At 72.5% G+C, this 19396-nt stretch carries 16 protein-coding genes; 6 read left to right on the top strand and 10 right to left on the bottom strand.

Going from position 1 to position 19396, the window contains the following annotated elements; all coding sequences use genetic code 11:
• Window positions 1–59: 59 nt before the first annotated feature.
• The 3 genes from ACQY0Z_RS29920 to ACQY0Z_RS29910 all read right to left on the bottom strand — a co-directional run bounded on the left by ACQY0Z_RS29920 (window position 60) and on the right by ACQY0Z_RS29910 (window position 4512).
• The gene (locus ACQY0Z_RS29920) at window positions 60–1217 is read right to left on the bottom strand and encodes a spore photoproduct lyase family protein (protein ID WP_347226681.1); all 1158 of its coding nucleotides are present in this window, start codon (window positions 1215–1217) and stop codon (window positions 60–62) included.
• Between the two features lie 465 nt (window positions 1218–1682).
• Complete coding sequence (locus tag ACQY0Z_RS29915) at window positions 1683–3959, bottom strand: catalase (protein ID WP_347226682.1); 2277 nt, start codon at window positions 3957–3959, stop codon at window positions 1683–1685.
• A 322-nt stretch (window positions 3960–4281) separates the two neighbouring features.
• Window positions 4282–4512, bottom strand: coding sequence for a hypothetical protein (locus ACQY0Z_RS29910; protein WP_189900854.1), 231 nt, complete (start codon window positions 4510–4512; stop codon window positions 4282–4284).
• Between the two features lie 183 nt (window positions 4513–4695).
• On the opposite strand from ACQY0Z_RS29910, the gene ACQY0Z_RS29905 reads away from it, so the two are divergent.
• Window positions 4696–5169 (top strand): carboxymuconolactone decarboxylase family protein, encoded by a 474-nt coding sequence (locus ACQY0Z_RS29905; protein WP_254586714.1) that lies wholly within the window; start codon window positions 4696–4698, stop codon window positions 5167–5169.
• Between the two features lie 45 nt (window positions 5170–5214).
• On the opposite strand, the gene ACQY0Z_RS29900 is transcribed toward ACQY0Z_RS29905, so the two are convergent.
• From ACQY0Z_RS29900 to ACQY0Z_RS29885, 4 genes are read right to left on the bottom strand one after another with little or no spacing between them, the layout of a single operon-like run.
• Window positions 5215–7125 (bottom strand): amylo-alpha-1,6-glucosidase, encoded by a 1911-nt coding sequence (locus ACQY0Z_RS29900; protein WP_347226683.1) that lies wholly within the window; start codon window positions 7123–7125, stop codon window positions 5215–5217.
• Entirely contained in the window at window positions 7122–8552 is a 1431-nt protein-coding gene (locus tag ACQY0Z_RS29895) for an MGH1-like glycoside hydrolase domain-containing protein (protein WP_347226684.1), read from the bottom strand. Before ACQY0Z_RS29895 ends, ACQY0Z_RS29900 begins: the two co-directional genes overlap by 4 nt.
• Window positions 8549–9349 carry a sugar phosphate isomerase/epimerase family protein gene (locus ACQY0Z_RS29890; protein WP_189900593.1) on the bottom strand — a complete coding sequence of 267 codons (801 nt, stop codon included), beginning with the start codon at window positions 9347–9349 and terminating at the stop codon, window positions 8549–8551. Before ACQY0Z_RS29890 ends, ACQY0Z_RS29895 begins: the two co-directional genes overlap by 4 nt.
• Before the next feature lie 20 nt (window positions 9350–9369).
• Window positions 9370–10416 (bottom strand): zinc-dependent alcohol dehydrogenase, encoded by a 1047-nt coding sequence (locus ACQY0Z_RS29885; protein ID WP_347226685.1) that lies wholly within the window; start codon window positions 10414–10416, stop codon window positions 9370–9372.
• 127 nt (window positions 10417–10543) lie between these two features.
• Here ACQY0Z_RS29885 and ACQY0Z_RS29880 point away from each other — a divergent pair, with 127 nt between their 5' ends.
• From ACQY0Z_RS29880 to ACQY0Z_RS29860, 5 genes are read left to right on the top strand one after another with little or no spacing between them, the layout of a single operon-like run.
• Window positions 10544–11950, top strand: a complete 1407-nt coding sequence (locus tag ACQY0Z_RS29880; protein WP_347226686.1) for an ABC transporter substrate-binding protein — start codon at window positions 10544–10546, stop codon at window positions 11948–11950.
• 34 nt (window positions 11951–11984) lie between these two features.
• A complete protein-coding gene (locus tag ACQY0Z_RS29875; protein WP_189900587.1) occupies window positions 11985–13004 on the top strand; it encodes a carbohydrate ABC transporter permease in 1020 nt (339 codons plus the stop codon).
• Window positions 13001–13885, top strand: coding sequence for a carbohydrate ABC transporter permease (locus ACQY0Z_RS29870; protein WP_189900585.1), 885 nt, complete (start codon window positions 13001–13003; stop codon window positions 13883–13885). Before ACQY0Z_RS29875 ends, ACQY0Z_RS29870 begins: the two co-directional genes overlap by 4 nt.
• 4 nt (window positions 13886–13889) lie before the next feature.
• Complete coding sequence (locus ACQY0Z_RS29865) at window positions 13890–15122, top strand: ROK family transcriptional regulator (protein WP_347226688.1); 1233 nt, start codon at window positions 13890–13892, stop codon at window positions 15120–15122.
• On the top strand, window positions 15119–16000 hold the full coding sequence (locus ACQY0Z_RS29860) for a Gfo/Idh/MocA family protein (RefSeq protein WP_189900582.1): 882 nt from the start codon (window positions 15119–15121) through the stop codon (window positions 15998–16000). The genes ACQY0Z_RS29865 and ACQY0Z_RS29860 overlap by 4 nt, the downstream gene beginning before the upstream one ends.
• A gap of 77 nt (window positions 16001–16077) precedes the next feature.
• Here ACQY0Z_RS29860 and msrA read toward each other — a convergent pair whose 3' ends face one another.
• From msrA to ACQY0Z_RS29845, 3 genes are all read right to left on the bottom strand, one after another.
• Window positions 16078–16590, bottom strand: a complete 513-nt coding sequence (gene msrA, locus ACQY0Z_RS29855; protein ID WP_189900580.1) for a peptide-methionine (S)-S-oxide reductase MsrA — start codon at window positions 16588–16590, stop codon at window positions 16078–16080.
• Between the two features lie 133 nt (window positions 16591–16723).
• The gene (locus ACQY0Z_RS29850; protein ID WP_439813391.1) at window positions 16724–17833 is read right to left on the bottom strand and encodes an SGNH/GDSL hydrolase family protein; all 1110 of its coding nucleotides are present in this window, start codon (window positions 17831–17833) and stop codon (window positions 16724–16726) included.
• A gap of 262 nt (window positions 17834–18095) precedes the next feature.
• Window positions 18096–19262: an ROK family protein gene (locus ACQY0Z_RS29845; protein ID WP_439813118.1), complete on the bottom strand. Its 1167-nt coding sequence runs from the start codon at window positions 19260–19262 to the stop codon at window positions 18096–18098.
• Between the last annotated feature and the right edge of the window lie 134 nt (window positions 19263–19396).

The following is a 19396-nucleotide window of genomic DNA, read 5'->3' as shown; positions in this document are numbered from 1 at the left end:
ACAGGGGGGTGACCTGGGGAGGCGCGGAGGCGTGGGGGCGCGGCCGGGTGTGCGGGGGCTCAGAACGCGTACCGCACGCCCAGCCACGGGGTACGGCGCTCGATGATCTCGCGGAGCTCGGCGAGGGCCTGGCGTTTGACGCCCGCGTGGTAGCGGAGGTTGAGGGCGCCGTTCTGGGAGCGCTTGGTCTCCTGCAGCTCGGGCTGCCACAGGACGTCCTCGCCCCGCGGGTGCCAGCGGAGGTTGACCTCGTGCAGGTCCGCGTTGTGGGTGAGCATGATGACCTCGGCCAGCGCCTGGCGCTTCACCCGTTCGGGCAGCACGTCGTCCATCTGCCGCAGCAGTTCGTCCCACGCGTCGTGCCAGCCGGGGCGGACGACGACCGGCGACAGGTTGAAGTGCACCTCGTAGCCCGCGTCGAGGAAGTCCGCGGAAGCGGCGATCCGCCGGTCCACCGGGCTGGTGCGCAGATCCAGCAGGCGGGAGTCGTCGGCCGGCATCACCGAGAAGCGGATACGGGTCCGGCCGCGCGGGTCCAGCTCCAGCAGGTCCGGGTTGACGAACTTCGTCGCGAACGACGCCTTCGCGGTGGGCCAGTCGCGGAAGGCGTGGATCAGGTCGGCGGTGTTGTCGCAGACGAGGGCGTCGACCGAGCAGTCACCGTTCTCCCCGATGTCGTACACCCACGCCTCGGGGTCGCACTGGTTCGGCTCCGTCTTGGGGCCCCGCGCGGCGACGTGGCGGTCGAGGTGGGCGATGATCGCGTCGATGTTCGTGAACAGGGTGATGGGGTTGGCGAAGCCCTTGCGGCGGGGGACATAGCAGTACACGCAGGACAGGGCGCAGCCGTTGGAGGGGCCGGGAGCGATCCAGTCCGCGGAGCGGCCGTTGGGGCGGGTGGTGAGTTTCTTTCTCACGCCGAGGACGAGGGTCTCGCGCTTGATGCGCATCCAGCGGTCCGCACTGCCCTCGTTGCCGTGCAGGTCGGGGATGCGCCAGTGGGAGGGGACCTCGATGAGGCGGGCCTCGGGGAAGCGGGCGAGGATCTCACGGCCTCGGGGGGAGGCGGCTGCGGCCGGTTCCGCGTGGATCTCTTTCACCGCGAGGAGGCGGTGGGCTTCGCGGGAGTCACGGAAGGGGGTGGTTTTCGGTTCCACCGGCTTCGACTCCGGGTGGGGGAGCTGGTCGATACCGAAGAGGGGATCTTGGGAGGGCATGGGGTGGCTTCCGGGGTGGGGATTCCAGGGTACGGCTGCGGGCCGGTGGGGGGTTGGTCGCGCAGTTCCCCGCGCCCCTGGAGGGGCCGTGCCCGTCCGGTGCGAGTGCGGGCCGGTGGGGCTTGACCGCGCAGTTCCCCGCGCCCCTGGAGGGGCCGTGCCCGTCCGGTGCGAGTGCGGGCCGGTGGGGCTTGACCGCGCAGTTCCCCGCGCCCCTGGAGGGGGCGGGTGGCACCGATGCCGTGCATGTGCGGGTCCGGTGGGGGCTGAGCGCGCAGTTCCCCGCGCCCCTGAGGGTGTGCACTCGCGGTGAGTGCAAGCCACCCGAGGGGCGCGGGGAGCCGCGGGGCCAGTGAGACCCCGGGCGCACCCACGCCCTCAAGGGGCGCGGGGAACTGCGCGACCGGCCACGATGCAGCCGCACCCGCCGATGCGGCCGTCAGTCCCCCGCGCCCTGGGCGGCCCTCACGCCCCCGGCGTGAATCGTTCCCACACTCGGTGGGAACCGAGCAGCGTGCGGATTTCGGTCAGGGCCGACTCGCCGGAGTCCGTCACTACGACACCCGGCGCGTCGACAGGCACGCCCGCAGCCTGCAGCCCCGCCTCACCCCCCGCCCACGCCCCGATCGCCTTCCCATGACGGAACGCCTCCTGGAGCAGCTGTACGACCCGCGGGTCGGCAGCCGCCGCCCCGGCCCCCGGCGCGCCCTTGCCGTCCGTCGCCCCCGGCGCGTCGGGACCCGCGGCCGGCGGCCCGGCGAGCAGCACCGCGTCGAACTCGATCGACCGCGCCGTGACGTGGCTGCGCTGCGCCGTCAGCGCCCGCTCACCCTCGCCGACCGTGCCGCCCGTCGGCGCGACGACCAGAGGGACCATCCCCGCCTCCAGCACGGCGTCCCGCACCGCGTGCACGCCCTCCAGGTCGCCGTCGGGACCGGTGAGGATGCCGATGACGCGCCCATCGACGGGCCAGGTCCCGCCGATCTGCGACAGCGCCGGGCTCGGCTCGACGTCGGCGAGCGGCACCGTCGGCTCCGGCGCGGGCAGCCCGAGGCCGTCGGCCACCCGGGAGCACAGCTCGGGGTCGATGTTGGCCAGCACCTGGAGGGTCCGCACGCGGATGGCCTCCTCGTAGCACTTGCCCAGCTCGAAGATGTACGCGCCGATGATGTGCTCGCGCTCCACCGGGCTCATGGAGAGCCAGAAGCGGCGGGGCTGGCTGAAGTGGTCGGAGAACGACTCCGGCGCCTCGCGCACCTTCCGTCCCTCGGGGACGGTCACCGGCGTCTCGATGTAGGCGCCCATGTCGGCACCCGCGGTGAACGGGCAGCCGCCGTCGAGGGAGTTGGGCTGGTAGGGCGCGACACCCCGGTGCACGGCCGTCTGATGCATGCCGTCGCGCAGCATGTCGTTGACCGGCGCGTGCGGCCGGTTGATGGGCAGCTGCGGGAAGTTGGGACCGCCGAGCCGGGTGATCTGCGTGTCGAGGTAGGAGAACAGCCGGCCGGCGAGCAGCGGGTCGTCGGTGACGTCGATACCGGGCACGAGGTGGCCGACGTGGAAGGCGACCTGCTCGGTCTCCGCGAAGAAGTTCGACGGGTTGCGGTTGAGCGTCATCAGCCCGACCGGCTGCACCGGCGCCAGCTCCTCCGGCACGATGTTCGTCGGGTCCAGCAGGTCGATGCCCTCGAAGGTCTGGTCGGGGGTGTCGGGGAAGGTCTGGATGCCCAGTTCCCACTGCGGGTACGCGCCCGCCTCGATGGCGTCTGCGAGGTCCCGGCGGTGGAAGTCCGGGTCGTTGCCGTTGATGAGCTGCGCCTCGTCCCACAGCAGGGAGTGCACGCCCAGCTTGGGCTTCCAGTGGAACTTCACCAGGGTCGTGCTGCCCTCCGCGTTGACGAGGCGGAAGGTGTGGACGCCGAAGCCCTCCATCATCCGGTACGAGCGCGGGATGCCGCGGTCGCCCATGAAGAAGATGGTGTGGTGGGTGGCCTCGGTGTGCAGCGAGACGAAGTCCCAGAAGGTGTCGTGGGCGCTCTGGGCCTGCGGGATCTCCCTGTCGGGGTGCGGCTTGGCGGCGTGCACGACGTCGGGGAACTTGATGGCGTCCTGGATGAAGAAGACCGGGATGTTGTTGCCGACGAGGTCGAAGACGCCCTCGCTGGTGTAGAACTTCGTCGCGAAGCCGCGGGTGTCGCGCACGGTGTCGGCGGAGCCGCGCGAGCCGACGACCGTGGAGAAGCGCACGAAGACCGGCGTCTCGACGTCCGGGGCGAGGAACCCGGCCTTGGTCACGGAGGCGGCCGTGCCGTAGCTCTGGAAGACGCCGTGCGCTCCGGCGCCGCGGGCGTGGACCACGCGCTCCGGGATGCGCTCGTGGTCGAAGTGCATGATCTTCTCGCGCAGATGGTGGTCCTGGAGCAGGACCGGGCCGCGCGGGCCCGCCTTGAGCGAGTGGTCGGTGTCGTACAGCCGGGTGCCCTGGGCGTTCGTCAGATGGCTGCCGGACTGGGCCATGCGGGCCTGGTCGGCGCCCGTGGGGGAACCGGTGGGCGAGACGGTGGCCGGGCCGCTCTGGTCGGGCTTGGGCGGCAACGGCTCACGGGGTTCCACCGGCCGCTCCACCGTGGGCGGTTCGGGGGCGGGACGGCCGGGGATGCCGTCGGACGGAGCCGAGACGCCGTCCTCCAGGGCCTTGGCGACCTTCTTGACGGCACGACGGACGGGGTTGGCCTCGCTCATGGGTGAATGCTCCTCCGCTTCGGACCGGCCACGACGGGGTGGCCGTGCTGCTTCACTTGCCGGCTGCGGGTGACCTCGGGACGCAAGGTGCGAAAGGGACGTCGACCTTCGTCAACGTCTCATGGCTCGTTGTCCCGCGCAGGAGACGCCCGCCGAAGGAGTGACGTCGGGCCCCCGGCCCCCTCGTCACACCGTCCGGGTCTCCGCGCACCTTCCCTCCCGGTGATCCGACCGCTCCCGCCGCGTACCCCTCACAACCGTTTCAAGGCACACCGATTTCACGCCTCAAGGGGTGAGAGGTGATCGCGGGCCCGAGGAGGGGTCAGAAGAGCTGCCCCTGCTCGGCCTCGGGGCCGGGCCGGCGCGGAGTGGCGCGGCGCGGGGCAGCTCGGCGCTCCGGGACCTCGTCGCCGAAGAGCGGAGCGGTGCCGTACTCGTCCGGTTCGGCGGGGACGACGACGGGGCCGGTGCCCACGTTGAGGCAGAGCGGGGCCTCGCTGTCGAAGTCCCCGGGCGTCATCGCCGTCCAGTCGCGTTCCCGACGCTCGCCCACCCGGCACCCCCGCTCCCCGTCCACGCGGAAAGGTTATCGGCAGGTCCGGTGCCCGCCGGACGCCGCGTCGTACGACGACACGGAGCGATGAGACGTAGGTCACACATCGGGGGCTGTCACACATCGCGGGGCCGTTCCGTCAGTGAAGCGACACCGTAACGACGGACCGACCATGGAGAGCACATGAACGCGCGCATCGACTTCTTCGCCAACCCCGTCGCCGGCAAGGTGCTGCGGCACATCAACTCGGCGGGCAAGGCCGCGGGGGACGCCGGTCTGCCGCACGCCACCCAGGAGCTGGTGAAGATCCGCGCCAGCCAGATCAACGGCTGCGGCTTCTGCACCGACATGCACACCAAGGACGCCGCCGCAGCGGGCGAGACCCAGCTGCGTCTCAACCTGGTCGCCGCCTGGCGCGAGGCCACCGTCTTCACGGAGGCGGAGCGCGCCGCGCTCGAACTGGCCGAGCAGGGCACCCGGATCGCGGACGCGGCCGGCGGGGTCACCGACGAGGCGTGGGCGAACGCGGCGAAGCACTACGACGAGGACCAGCTCGCCGCGCTGATCTCGCTGATAGCGATCATCAACGCCTACAACCGGATCAACGTCATCAACCAGCAGCCCGCGGGTGACTACCGGCCCGGCATGTTCGGCTGAACCCCGGGAAAGGTGGCCCCTCTCCGCGGAGAGGGGCCCCTTGCGTCACACCTGGCGGAGCGCGGTGCGCAGGGCCGCCGGGGTGGCCGCCGCCCACGCCTGCGGCGAGCAGGAGTGCGGGTACGGCACCGGGGCGGGGGCGTCCGCGCGGTCGTACCCGGCGAACACCTCGGGCAGCCGGTAGCCGCAGCGGGCGGCGGCCGCGGCGAGCCCGTCGGCGAGGGCGCGCACCTCGTCGCCGAGGCCGTACCGGGCGAGGCCCAGCGCGATCAGGGCGTTGTCGTGCGGCCAGGCGCTGCCGCAGTGGTACGACAGCGGGTGGTAGGGCGCCTGTCCGGTCGCGAGGGTCCGCACGGCCCAGCCGGAGAAGAAGTCCGGCTCCAGCAGCCGCCGCCCGGTGGCGCGGGCCCGTTCCCCGTCGAGGATGCCCGACCACAGCAGATGGCCCGCGTCGGAGCCCAGGGCGTCGGCCTGCCGGCCCTCGCCGTCCAGGGCGAGCGCGGGGAAGCCCGCCTCCGGCATCCAGAAGTCCCGCAGGAAGCGCTCGCGCAGTCCGGCCGCGAGGTCGTCGAGGCGGCGGGCGTAGTCCTCGTCGTCCCAGACGTCCCTGGCCAGCCGGGCGGTGCGCAGCAGCGCGTCGTAGGCGTAGCCCTGCGCCTCGGAGACGGCGAGGGGGCCCTCGGCGACCGTGCCGTCGGCGAAGCAGATGGAGCCCGGGGAGTCCTTCCAGTTCTGGTTGAGCAGGCCGCCGGGGTCCGGGGTGTAGACGAGGTAGCCGCGCTCCTCCAGCCCGCCGTCGGTGAGCATCCAGTCGACGGCGCGGCGGGCGTGCTGCTCCAGGCGGGCGGCGAGCGCGCGGTCGCCGGTGGTCTCGTGGTGGGCGTGCAGCAGGACCAGGAACAAAGGGGTGGCGTCGACGGTGCCGTAGTAGCGCCCGTAGGGGATCTGCTTGAAGTGGGCGAGTTCGCCCTTGCGGACCTCGTGGACGATGCGGCCGGGCTGCTCGCCGCGGAACGCGTCGTAGGTCTGGCCCTGGGTGGCGGCGAGCGCGCTGAGCGTGGCGGCGGCGGTCTCCGGCGCGTAGGGCAGCAGGAAGTGGGAGGTGAGGAGGGAGTCCCGGCCGAACAGGGTGAGGAACCAGGGGCTGCCGGCCGCGGGGACCGCGAGGTCCTCGCCGTCGACGCCGGTGGCGTGGACGGTCAGCAGGTCGAGGTCGGTCATGCCCTGGTCGAAGGCGCGGTCCAGGTCGGACGCGCCGGGCTTCGAGGGCGACGGCACGTGCGCCGTCCTGCGGGGGACGGGCAGGACGGGCGCGTGCGGGCGGGCGTGCGCGAGGAGGCGCAGCTCGGCCCGGCCGTGCGGTGCGAGGGCGAGCTGCCAGCGCAGGGTGCGGGCGGTGCCGCCGTCCGGCGTCTCGCGCACGGAGTCGGGGGCGGGCGCGCACTCCACGACCGTACGGGAGTGCCAGTCGTCCCTGCGGTAGTCGAACCGGACGCCGCCTTGCACCGCCTGGGCGCTGTGCTCGGCGCCGGGCCGCTCGTACGTCCGCCGGTCGGCGCGGAGTTCGAAGAGGTCGGCGAAGTCCGCGTCGGCGGTGAGCTCGAGCTCGGCGGTGACCGGCTCGGGGAGGTTGCTGACGAAGGTCAGGCGCTCGGTGAGGACGCCGCCCGTGACGCTCTGGTCGCGGAACACCGTGTAGGCGGGCGGGGTCTCGCGGGTGCCGGCGGGGGTCAGGACGCTGACGGAGGAGGCGCCGGCCGGGTCCTCCTCGGCGGGCCGCAGCGTGACGGGCGCGGCCCCGGCGACGCGGAGCTGCCAGCGGCTGAGATGGCGCGCGTCGTGGGTGAACAGTCCGTCGGGGGCGGTGCCGCCCACGCCGTCGATGTCGCCGGCCGGGCCCAGTCGGGCGAGCGTGCCGTCGCGCACGAGTTGCACGCGCCCGGTGGTCTCGGTCATCGGGAGAGCTCCTCTTGTTCGGTGTGCGGCAGGGGCGCGTCGTGGGGGGTGGCCGGCACGTCCGGGTCGCGGCCGGTGTGGAGCAGGTCCAGGGCGAGGGCGGCCGTCCAGGAGAACTGGCGGGCGCCGCGGCCCTCGCCGGTCAGCGGGTCGACGTACTCGGCGAAGCCGGTGCGTCCGGCCTCCGCGAGCACTGCCTCGCGCAGGGTGTGGGCCCGTGCGTCCCGGCCGTGGACGCGCAGCCCGCGTTCGACGAGCCAGGCGGTGTTGAACCAGGCGGGGCCGCGCCAGTAGCGGGTGGCGTCGAAGGTCGGCCCGGTCAGGTCGTTGCTGGGGACGAGCCCGCTGGCGGGGGCCCGGAAGTGCGGGCCGTCCAGGGTGTCCGTCAGGGCGCGGACGACGTCGGCGGGCAGTCCGGGGACGACCAGCGGGAGGAGGCCCGCGATGCCGGTGTGGCCGACGAGGGTGTCGTCGACGAGGTCGCGGGCGCGGAAGATCCCGGCGTCGCCGTCCCACAGGCGGTCCACGAGCCGGCGGGTCAGCTCGGCGGCGCGTTCGGTGTGCCGGGCGCCGTCCTGTCCGAGGTGGTCCGCCATACGGGCGAGGGCGAGTTCGCCGGTGACGAGGAGGGCGTTGAAGCCGGGGTCCTCCAGGGCGAACTCGTGGCGGGTGGCCCGGTCGTCGTAGCCGGCCGCGCGGTAGGTGGACGCCAGCCGTACGTAGCGGCCGTAGTCCAGGTCGGTGGGCCGGTCGGCGGGGTCGCCGTGGTCGAGGTCGGCGCGGCGGAAGGTGCCGGCGGCCGGTTCGACGCGGGCGAGGGCGCGGTCCCAGGCGGGGCTGTTGTCCATGCCGGGTTCCCACGGGTGGACGACCGCCGCCAGCCCCCCGCCGCCGAGGTCACGGCGGGTCAGGAGGTAGTCGTGCCAGGCGGTGAGGCGGGGCAGCACCCGGGCCAGGAAGCCGCGCCGGGCGGACTCGGCGGGGTCGGCGCGGTGCACCAGCCAGGCGGCGAGCGCGTGCACCGGGGGCTGGACGATGCCGGAGGTCTCGGGTGCGGCGGGGGCGCCCGCGGCGTGGCCCGCGCGGGAGGACTGCCAGAAGTCGGGGCTCGGGAAGTAGGCGCCGTACGGGACGTCGGGGTTGAAGACGATGTGCGGGAGGCGTCCGTCGGCCCACTGGCCGGCCAGCAGCGACTCGAGTTCCTGCTGGGCGCGGCGCACGGAGAGGTGGCGCAGCCCGATGGCGATGAACGCCGAGTCCCAGCTCCACTGGTGGGGGTAGAGGGTGCGGGAGGGGACGGTGGAGGCGCCGGTCCAGTTGCCGAGGAGGACCCGCGCCGCACCGCGCCGCAGTGTCAGGTGGTCCGCGGGCGCGGTGGGCGCGAGCCGGTCGGGGGGGGTCTGCCGGTCGAGGAGGGTGGTTTTCACGCGCCGGACCTCTTCAGGAAGGCGGGGACGGAGCGGACGGCCTCCACGGGGTCGCCGGTGAGCCGGCATTCCAGGGCGAGGTGGCCGTCGTAGCCGATGGTGTGCAGGGCGGTGAGCCAGGCGCGCCAGTCGAGGTGTCCCGCGCCGGGCTGGAAGCGGTTGGAGTCGGAGACCTGCGCGTGGCCGATGAGGTCGGCGTGGGCGAGGATCGCGGCGGCGGGGTCGGACTCCTCGATGTTCATGTGGTAGCTGTCGATGCCGATCCGTACCGAGTCGAGGCCGGTGGCGCGGATCAGGTCGGCGGCCTGGTCGAGTCGGTTGACCATGTGGTCCTCGTAACGGTTGAGCGGTTCGAGGAAGAGCGTGACACCTTCCCGGCGCGCGTGCTCGCCGAGTTCGGTCAGTCCGGCGAGGAGGATCTCGCGGTCCTCGGCCTCGCTGCGCGGCGGTTCGAAGGGCGGCAGGCGGCGGGAGAACATGCCGTAGGAGGCGGGGGTCTGCGCGCCGGTGCCGCCGATCTCGGCGATGACGGTGAGCTGGGACTTCATCTGGGTGAGGGCGTCGCGGCGCAGGTCCTCGTCGAACGCGCCGAGGAAGTGGAGCATGTCGACGCACACGGTCGGCATGACGACGCCGTCCTTGCGGGCCTGCTTCAGCTCGTCGAGGCGGGAGGCGAAGTGCAGGCCGCCCTTGCCGCGGAGTTCGATCGCGTCGTATCCGGCCTGCTGGGCGAACTCCCACTTGGCCTGGAGGGTGTCTCCGGGCAGGAGTTGCTCCTGTACGGCGGTCTTGAGCATGTGGGGGGCCTTTCGGGCTCTCAGAATTCCAGGACGACCTGAAGGGCCTCGGCGGGCCGCTCGTCCAGCAGGACGTAGGCGTCCGCCGCGTCGGCGGCCGGGACGACATGGCTGACCAGGGAGGTGACGTCGACCTGGCCCTCGGCGACCAGCCGCAGGAAGGTCCGCTGAAGGCGTTCGACGCTCCAGCGTCCGGAGAGCTGGGGCGGTACGCCGCCGATCTGGGAGCAGACGAGCTGGACGCGGTTGTGGTGGAACTCGTCGCCGAGCCGCAGGCCGATCCCGTCGCCCTGGTAGAAGCCGGAGGCGACGACGCGTCCGCCGACGGCGACCGAGCGCAGGGCCTCGTGCAGGGCGGGGTAGGCGCCGCTGATCTCGATGGCGAGGTCGGCGCCGAGTCCGCCGGTGGCCTCGCGGACGCGTTCGGCGACCTGGTCGGTGCGCGCGTTGAGGGTGGTGTGCGCGCCGTGGCGGCGGGCGGTGTCGAGGCGGCCGTCCAGGGCGTCGACGGCGGTGACGCGGGCGCCGCTGAGCTGGGCGAGGCGGGTGGTGAGCAGGCCGATGACGCCCTGCCCGAAGACGGCGACGTCCTCGCCGAGGTGGATGTCGCCGGCCAGGACGGCGTTGTAGGCGATGGCGCCGACCCGGGCGAAGGCGCCGGCCAGCGGCTCGAGTCCGTCCGGGAGGGTGTGACCGATGACACGTTCGGCGGGGACGATTCCTTCACTGCGATGTCCCCATATGCCCCATATGAGGTCACCTATGACGGGAAGTCCAGGGGTGCCGTCCAGCTCCGGGGAGACCTCGACGACCTCGCCGACCTCGGAGTAGCCCCAGCCGGCGACCGGGTACTCGATGCCGGCCGCACCCTCACGGAAGAGGCGCGCCTCAGGATCCCAGGTACGGGTCAGATACGGATTCGTGCCGCGGTACGCGGTGAGTTCGGTGCCCGCGGAGATGCCCGAATAGCGGGTGCGCACCCGCAGGTGACCCGGCGGCAGAGGCTCTCTCTCGTGCTCGGCGATCTCCACGTGACGGGGGCCGGTGAACTGGACGACGCGTTCCACGGATGCTCTCCGGAAGGGTGTGGTGGGCGGGTTGCGACGACGATATCCCGAACTTATGTCTTGTCAACAAGCAAAAGTGATGCTGAGATGCGCTGTCAGCAGACGTAAGTCGACACGAGGACGTGCAATGCGCTTGAGGACCCTGCGGTCGCGGATGACCGCGGTCGGCGTCGCGGCAGCCCTGGGAAGCGGGCTGCTGGCCGGCTGTTCCACCGGCGGCACCGGGCCTGGCGCCCCGGACCGCAAGATCAAGGTGTGGTCCCTGGAGAACCTCCCGGACCGGGCCGCGGCGACCCGGAAGACCGTCGCCGGGTTCGAGAAGAAGACCGGGATCGACGTCCAGCTCGTCACGGTCGACGAGGGCCAGCTGCCCCAGCTGATCATGTCCGCAGCGGCGGCCGGTGAACTGCCCGACGTCATCGGCGCCGTGCCGATGGGACAGGTCTGGCAGATGTACAGCAACGGCCTGCTGAACACGAAGATCCCGAAGCAGGTCATCGACGGGCACGGGCGCGACACGTTCAACGCCAACGCCCTCGAGCTGACCTCGGACGGCGCGACCAGCCTCAGCGTCCCCTCGGACTCCTGGCTCCAGCTGATGGTCTACCGTCAGGACGACTTCGACGAGAAGAGGCTGGCGGCGCCCGACACCTACGAGCGGGCGCTGACCGCCGCCGAGGCCCTCACCACCAAGGGCCACGACGGCGTCTCGGCGGCCACCGACCCCGGCGACGTCTTCACCTCGCAGAGCTTCGAGAGCATCGCGCTCGCCAACGACTGCCAACTGGTCGACGACAGGCACGAGGTGGTCCTCGACTCACCGCAGTGCCGGAACGCGTTCCGGACCTACGACCGGCTGGCCCGGGAGTACGGCGCCCCCGGCACGCAGACCGTGGACTCCACCCGCGCCACGTACTTCTCGGGCCGGTCCTCGATGATCGTCTGGTCGTCGTTCCTGCTGGACGAGCTGGCCGGGCTGCGCAAGGACGCGCTGCCCAGCTGCGCCGAGTGCCGCAAGGACCCGAGCTACCTGGCGGACCACAGCGGCATCGTGACCTCCATGAAGGGCCCGGACGCCGCCGAGCCCGCGCAGTTCGGCGAGATCACCTCCTGGGTGACGACGAAGACCGCCGAGACGGCCGCCTCCCGCGAGTTCATCCAGTACATGACCAGCGACGGCTACGAGTCGTGGTTCGGCATGGCGCCCGAGGGCAAGATCCCGGTCCGGCGCGGCACGCAGGAGGACCCCGACCGCTATCTCGACGCCTGGCGCAACAGCGAGATCGGCGTCGACACCAAGAAGCCGTTCGACGAGGTCTACCCGTCCGAGCTGCTCGACCAGCTCGCCGAGGGCATCACCAACCTGCGCCGCTGGGGCATCACCCAGGGCGACGGCGCCCTGGTCGGCGCGACCAACGGCGAACTGCCCGTCCCCAAGGCCGTGGGCGCGATGACCAGCGGACAGTCCTCGCCCGAGGAGACGGCACGCGAGGCCGACGAAGAGATCTCCGAACTGCAGCAGTCCCTCCAGTAACAGCCGCCCGCCCGCACGCCACAAAGGTCCTTCCATGACAACTGCCCCCGCCGGCGCGCAGCAGCGCCGGACCCCTTCGCCCCGGCCCACGGGCGGCCCCGGCCGGCCGGGCCGCCGCCCCGCGACCGCCCGCAGCCGCGCCAACCGCGCGGGCCTGGCCTTCGTCTCCCCCACCTTCCTGGTCGTCCTGGTGGTGGTCGTCCTGCCCATCGCCTGGACGGTGCTGCTGGCCTTCCAGGACGCCAAGCTCGTCGACATCCAGGGCATGGGCCTGTTCGGCAACTGGTCGCTGGACAACTTCTCCGACGTGTTCGCCTCGGCCGGCTTCTGGTCGAGCCTGAAGACCACCCTGATCTACACCGCGGGCAGCACCGCCGGCTCGGTGCTGCTGGGGCTGGTCGCCGCGCTCGCGCTGCGCAGGCCGTTCCGCGGGCGCGGTCTGCTGCGGGCCGCGATGCTGCTGCCGTACGTGGCGCCCGTGGTGGCCGTCGCGTTCGTGTGGGAGGTCGCGCTCAGCCCGCAGTACGGCATCGTCAACGACTGGGGCAGCCGCCTGTTCGGCTGGGACGACCCCATCGCCTTCCTCTCCACCCGCGCGTACGAAGTGAGCTTCCTCGGGGCACACTTCGACATCCCGCTCGCGCTGCTCACCGTCATCGCGTTCGAGTGCTGGCGGTACTTCCCCTTCGCGTTCCTGTTCATCCTCGCCCGGCTCCAGGCCGTGCCCTCCGTGCTGGAGGAGGCCGCGACCGTCGACGGCGCGACGCCGCTCCAGCGCTTCCGGCACATCCTGCTCCCGCAGTTGATGCCGGTGATCGCGCTGCTGTGCGTGCTGCGGTTCATCATGACGTTCAACAAGTTCGACGACGTCTACCTGCTGACCGGCGGCGGCGCCGGCACCGATGTCGCGGCCGTCCGGGTCTACGACTTCCTCACCGCCCGCTACGACGTCGGCGCCGCCGCGGCCCAGGCCCTCGTGCTGGCCGCCTCGCTGATGATCCTGCTGGGCTTCTACTTCAAGTTCTTCGGCAACAAGGTCCAGGAGGAAGCGTGACCGGCAAGACCGCCCTGTCCCGGGCCCAGGTCGAGGACCGCGTCCTCGGCGTCCTGAAGTGGCTGGTGATCGCGTTCCTCGCGGCGATCACCCTGCTGCCCTTCTACTACATGCTCCTGCTGTCCCTGAAGCCCATCGACGCGCTGCTGCTGGACCCCGGGTCCCTGTGGCTGTCGGCCAAGGACTTCACGGTGTCCACCTACCAGGACGTCCTGCGCTCCACCGACGCCGGCGGGCAGGGCTTCATGCGGTTCCTGCTCAACTCGGCGCTGGTGTCGCTCGGTACGGTGCTGCTGACGCTGGCGGCGGCGGTGCCCGGCGCCTACGCGGTGAGCCGGCTGAAGTTCTTCGGGCACCGGCAGGTCAGCGCCCTGTTCCTGGCCGTCTACCTGTTCCCCGCGACGCTGCTCGCCGTCCCGCTGTTCGTGATCTTCGCCAGGATGGGGCTGTCCTCCAGCCTGGTGGGCCTCGCCGTGGTCTATGTGGCACAGACGGTGCCGGTGTCGGTGTACATGCTGAAGAACTACCTGGTCACCATCCCGTACTCGATCGAGGAGGCGGCTGCGCTGGACGGGTGCAGCAGGCTGCAGACCGTGCGGAAGGTGATCCTGCCGCTGGCGCTGCCCTCGCTGATGGCGACCGGCCTGTACGTCTTCATGATCGCGTGGAACGAGTTCCTGTTCGCCCTGCTGTTCCTGGCCGCCGACCCCGGCTCGTGGACGGTGTCGCTGGGTCTCGCGCAGCTGTCCAACGGCGTCGAGGTGCCGAAGACGGTTCTGATGGCCGGTTCGGTGGTGCTGACGATCCCCGTGGTATTCCTGTTCTTCGCCGCCGAACGGCTGCTCACCGAAGGCCTCACCAGCGGCGCCGACAAGAGCTGACGCCATGGGGGAACGTGTGACGACGCCGCAGCCGGTCAGCGCGGGCGGACTGCTGGACCTGATCCGCAGCGGCCGTGCCAACACCCGGGCCGCCCTGCAACGCGCCACCGGGCTGTCCCGGTCCACCGTGGGGCAGCGCCTCGACCTGCTGAACCGGGCCGGCTGGCTGCGGCACACCACGGGCGCCTCCACCGGGGGCCGCCCGTCGGAGCGGATCGTCTTCGACCCCACGCACGCCTCGGTGGTGGCCGTGGACCTGGAGACCCGGCACGCCCGGGCGGCGGTGCTGGACCTGACCGGCACGATCCTCGCCGAGCACACCGGGCCGCTGGACATCACCGAGGGCCCGGACCACGTCCTGGACCACGTCACCCGGTGGTTCCCGGACCTGATCGCCGCGGCGGGCGCCGATCCGTCCCGCGTCTGCGGGGTGGGCCTGTCGGTGCCCGGCCCGGTCGACTGGGAGGTCGGCCAGGTCGTGGAGCCGCCCATCATGCCCGGCTGGGACCGCTACCCGATCCGCGAGCGCCTCCAGGACGCGTACGCGGGGCACGTGGGCGCGAGCCTGGAGGGCGGCCCGGTGCCGGTGCTGGTGGACAACGACGCCAACCTGATGGCGCTGGCCGAACAGCAGGCCAACCACCGGGACTGCGGCGCGTTCGTGCTGGTGAAGGTCTCCACCGGCATCGGCGCCGGCGTGGTCGTCGACGGGCACGTCTACCGGGGCATCGACGGCGGCGCCGGCGACATCGGGCACATCCGGGTGCACGACCGCACCGACGCGCTGTGCATGTGCGGCTCGTACGGCTGTCTGGCGGCCGTGGCGAGCGGCCGGGCCCTGGCGAAGGAGCTGTCCGGTGCGGACGGCAACGCCGCGTCCGGCTCGGACGTCAGGCGGCTGCTCGCCGAGGGGCATCCGGACGCGATCCGCCTCGCGCGTGAGGCGGGCCGCCGGGTCGGCGAGGTGCTCGTCACCGTCGTCACGCTGCTCAACCCCGGCGTGCTGATGCTCGCCGGGGACCTGTCCGGGGTGCCGTTCATGACCGGCGTGCGCGAACTGTTGTACCAACGGGCGATGCCCCGCACCACGGCCAACCTCCAGATCGTCACCTCCCGCCTCGGCGACCACGCCGGCCTCATAGGGGCCGCGACCACGGTCGTCGAGCACCTCTACTCCCCCGCGCGTGCGGACGCCCGGCTCGCCGGGATCCTCGCGCCGAAGTCAGGACGACCGTGACCTCCTCCCCCTGGACCCGCCGGCCCGTCGAGGTCGGCCTGGTCGGCGCGGGCCCCTGGGCCCGCGCCATGCACGCCCGGATCCTCGCGGCAGGACCCGAGACCCGGCTCACCGCCGTCTGGGCCCGCCGCGCCGAAGCCGCTCACGAGACGGCGGTCCCGTACGGGGCCGAAGTGGCCGCCTCCTTCGAGGAGTTGCTCGACCGGTGCGAGGCGGTGGCGTTCGCCGTGCCGCCCGCCGTGCAGGCCGGGCTGGCGCCCCTGGCCGCCAGGCACGGCAAGGCGCTGCTGCTGGAGAAGCCGCTCGGCCCCGATCTGGACGCTGCCCGCCGTGTGGCGGACGCGGTGGCCGAGGCGGGCGTGGTCTCGCAGCTCGTGCTGACCAAGCGGTACCACCCGGTGACCCGGGCGTTCCTCGCCGCCGCCCGGCACACCGAGGTGTCCGGCGCCCGCTCCTGCTATCTCCACGGCGCCTTTCTGGGCGGGGAGTTCGCGACGGGCTGGCGGCTGGAGCAGGGCGCGCTGCTGGACCTCGGCCCGCATCTGCTGGACCTGCTGGACGCGGCGGTGGGCCCGATCAAGACGATCCGCGGCACCGGTGACTCCCGCACGTGGCTGGAACTGACCTGCGAGCACGAGAACGGCGCGGTCAGCCAGGCGTCGCTGTCCGGCGCGGTGAACGTGCCACGGGCGGTCACCCGCGTCGAACTGTTCGGCGCCGGGGAGCCGTTGGTGTACGACACGGCGGAGATCGACCACGAGGAGTGCTGGCCGGTGCTGCGCCGGGAGTTCGCGACGGCGGTGCGCACCGGCGTCACGACCGCTCCGGACGCGGCACGCGGGCTGTACCTGCAGGAGCTGATCTCACGCGTGGCGTGACGTCACGTCACGTCCGCCTGCGACAAGGGGCGCGCCCGCCGAAGCGGGCGCGCCCCTTGTCGTGTCGGGCCGTCGGCTCAGGACGCCGCGCGCCTGGGCAGGCGCCAGTTGGGCCGCGGGAAGTGGCAGGTGTAGCCGTCCGGGTAGCGCTGGAGGTAGTCCTGGTGCTCCGGCTCGGCCTCCCAGAAGTCACCGGCCGGGGTCACCTCGGTGACCACCTTGCCCGGCCACAGTCCGGACGCGTCGACGTCGGCGATGGTCTCCTCGGCGACGCGCTTCTGCTCGTCGTCGTAGTAGAAGATCGCGGAGCGGTAGCTCATGCCGATGTCGTTGCCCTGGCGGTTCTTCGTCGTCGGGTCGTGGATCTGGAAGAAGTACTCCAGGATCGTCCGGTAGTCGGTGACCGTCGGGTCGTAGGTGATCTCGATGGACTCGGCGTGGGTGCCGTGGTTGCGGTAGGTCGCGTTGGGGACGTCGCCGCCGCTGTACCCCACCCGGGTGCTCAGCACGCCCGGCAGCGTGCGGATCAGCTCCTGCATGCCCCAGAAGCAGCCGCCCGCGAGCAGCGCCTTCTCCTCGGTCCTTGTCATCGTGTGTCGCCCTTCTCCCAGGTGTGCTGCGACGTTCCTCAGTGAGAACCGTGCCGGGACCTGCATTGTTCCGCCCGCGCCCGGTGCGCCGGACACCGGGTCGCCCGGTCCTCCCCGGGGGCGCCGGGCGGGGTCAGCGCCTGGGCCCCTTGGCGCACTCCAGGTCCTTCAGGCGGACCTCGTCGGCCATCGCCCGCATGCCCTCGTCGGTGAAGTGGAGGTGGTCGCCGTTGTCGTACTCGGGCCGGATGGACTCGGGGTCGTCGGGGCTGCGCACGGCCCGGTCGAAGTCGGCCACGGCGTCGAACGGCCCGCCGGAGCGGATGAACGCGTTGACCTCCTGGCGGACCGCCTCGGCCTCCGCGTCCCACTCGGACCAGCCCTTGAACGGCGCGATCGTGGCGGCGACCACACAGTGCCCGGCCGCGTGGACGCGGTCGGTGAGCTGCCGGTAGCCGTCGATCAGGTCCTGGGCCGTGACGCCGGTGTGCGCCTTGAGGTCGTTGACGCCCTCGAACAGCAGGACCGTGCGCACGCCCGGGTGGGACAGCACGTCGCGGTCGAGGCGGTTCAGGGCGCTGGGCGAGTAGGTGTCGGCGAGCACCTTGTTGGCGGAGATGCCCGCGTTGGCCACGCCGCGGACGGTGGTGGCGAGGGAGTGCTGGAGGCGGCGGGAGAGGTGGTCGGGCCAGCGGCGGTTGAGGTCCGTGGTGGACTCCCAGCCGTCGGTGATGGAGTCGCCGAGCGCGACGACCGCGCCGGTGCGGGCGGGGGTGCGGACGGTGACGGCGTCCAGGTAGAACCAGGACGTGACGGTCCGTGTCCAGGGGGCGGCGCTCTCGTCGGCCGTGTGGTCGCCCTGGGTGAGGTACGAGGTCTGCATGGCCAGCCGGTGTCCGGTGGCGGGGCCGCCCGCGTCGGGGCTGTGCAGGCTGACGACCAGGTTGGTGCGGGCGTGGACCCAGCCGGGGAGCGGGTCGCTGAGGACGAGGCCACCGGGCGGGATCGTCACGCTCGTGCTGCCGTCGAAGGTGACCCGGCGGTTGCTGCCGGGGACCAGGGCGGCGCCCTCCGCCTGACGTCCCGCGTACACGCTGTCGAAGGTCAGCGGCCGGTCGCCGAAGGCGTTGGAGAGCCGTACGCGCATCCGGTCGCCGCCGACGCTGGTGTGCACCACCAGCCGGTAGGCGCGGTCGGGCACGCCCGTACCCAGTCGGAAGGCACTGGTCGCCCAGGTGACCACGTCGTGGCGGGGCGGCGTGCCGGCGGCCGCCGAGGGGGCGGGGCCGAGGAGGGCGGCGAGCAGGGCGAGGACGAACAGCCCGCGCAGCCGGGTCCCCCGCGGGGGAAGTCTTCGAGGGTGGAGCGTCGTGGTGTTCATCGTCGCCTCCCACGTGTCCCGTGATGAAGAAGTGACCCGTAGGGAGACTAGCGGCACCCGACCGGCCCGGCACCGGCTGCATCAGGCCGTCATCGGCCGTTCATCTCCCGGTCCCCGGCGGGCGTCAGCGGCCGGCGAAGGACTGGATGGCCGTGGCGGCGGCTCCCCTGGCCCACTCCTCGAACGGCAGCGGGCGGGTGCGGACCTCGCAGCGGGCGGCGGAGCCGAAGGCGGCCGCGGCGAAGGCGTCACGGACCTGCCCGGCGAACAGGTCGTACGCGGCGAGACCCTCACCGGAGATGATCACGCGTGCGGGGCCGAGCAGGTTGGCGACGGTGGCGATCCCCCGGCCGATGGCCTCTCCCGCCCGGGCGTAGACGGCGCGCGCCCCCGCGTCCCCCGCGCGGGCCAGGGCGACGGCCTCCGCGGCGTCGGCGACCGGGACGCCGGTCACCTCGCGGACCCGGGCGGTGATCGCCGCGTCGGAGGCGACGGCCTCCAGGCAGCCGCGGTCGCCGCAGTGACAGGGCGGGCCGTCCGGGACGACGGGGACATGGCCGATCTCCCCCGCGACGCCGTGCGCGCCGGAGACGACCCGCCCGTGCACCACGAGCCCGCAGCCGATACCCGCGCCCACGGTGACGACGGCGAAGTCGGACAGGCCCACGCCGTCCCCGAACCACTGCTCGGCCACGGTCAGCGCGCGGACGTCGTTGTCGACGGTGACCGGCAGCCCGCTCGCCTCCTCGGCGAGCGCGGCGAGGGGGACGTCGTGCCAGTCCAGGAAGGGCGAGAAGCGCACGGTGCCCGCGGCGCGGTCCACGTCACCCGCGACGGCGATGCCGAGCCCCAGGACCTGGACGCCGAACCCCTCGGCCTCGGTGAGCAGTTCCCGTACGAGGTCGGCGGCGACCGGGAGCACCTCGCGCGGCGTGCGGCCGGTCAGGGGGACGCGCCGGGCGACGCGGATATGGCAGCACAGGTCGGTGAGCACGCCGATGATCTCGTCGCCGGTCGCCTTCAGCCCGATGAACAGCGCCCGTCCGCCGTCGACCCGCACCGGGTTGGCCGGGCGGCCGAGCCCCGGGCGGACCTCCGCGCCCGCGTCCTCCACCAGGAAGCCGGCCTCGATCAGCGGCCGTACGGCCTTGGTGACGGCCGCCGGGGACAGGCCCGTCCGCCGGGCCGCCTCCTGCCGGGTGAGCGGGCCGTGCGTGAGGACGGTGGTGAAGATCTGGGAGGCCGCCGGGGTGTGCGCCGGGAACGTCTCGGCGGGCGAGGTCGAGGGCATGACCGGGAACCTAGGCCCCTTATTTTCCGCTGTCAATTAAAGAGGTAGTCCTTCTTTCGAAGGTCATGGAGGGTGCCTTTCCACCTTGTAAACGTAAGACGCAGGCCGCTCTTGACGTGTGATCGAAAGACGCG

This window comes from Streptomyces sp. P9-2 (assembly GCF_051903975.1).
Classification (GTDB): domain Bacteria; phylum Actinomycetota; class Actinomycetes; order Streptomycetales; family Streptomycetaceae; genus Streptomyces; species Streptomyces cellulosae.
Note: the sequence above shows the minus strand (reverse complement) of the source record. Positions and strands in the feature narration are given on the sequence as shown.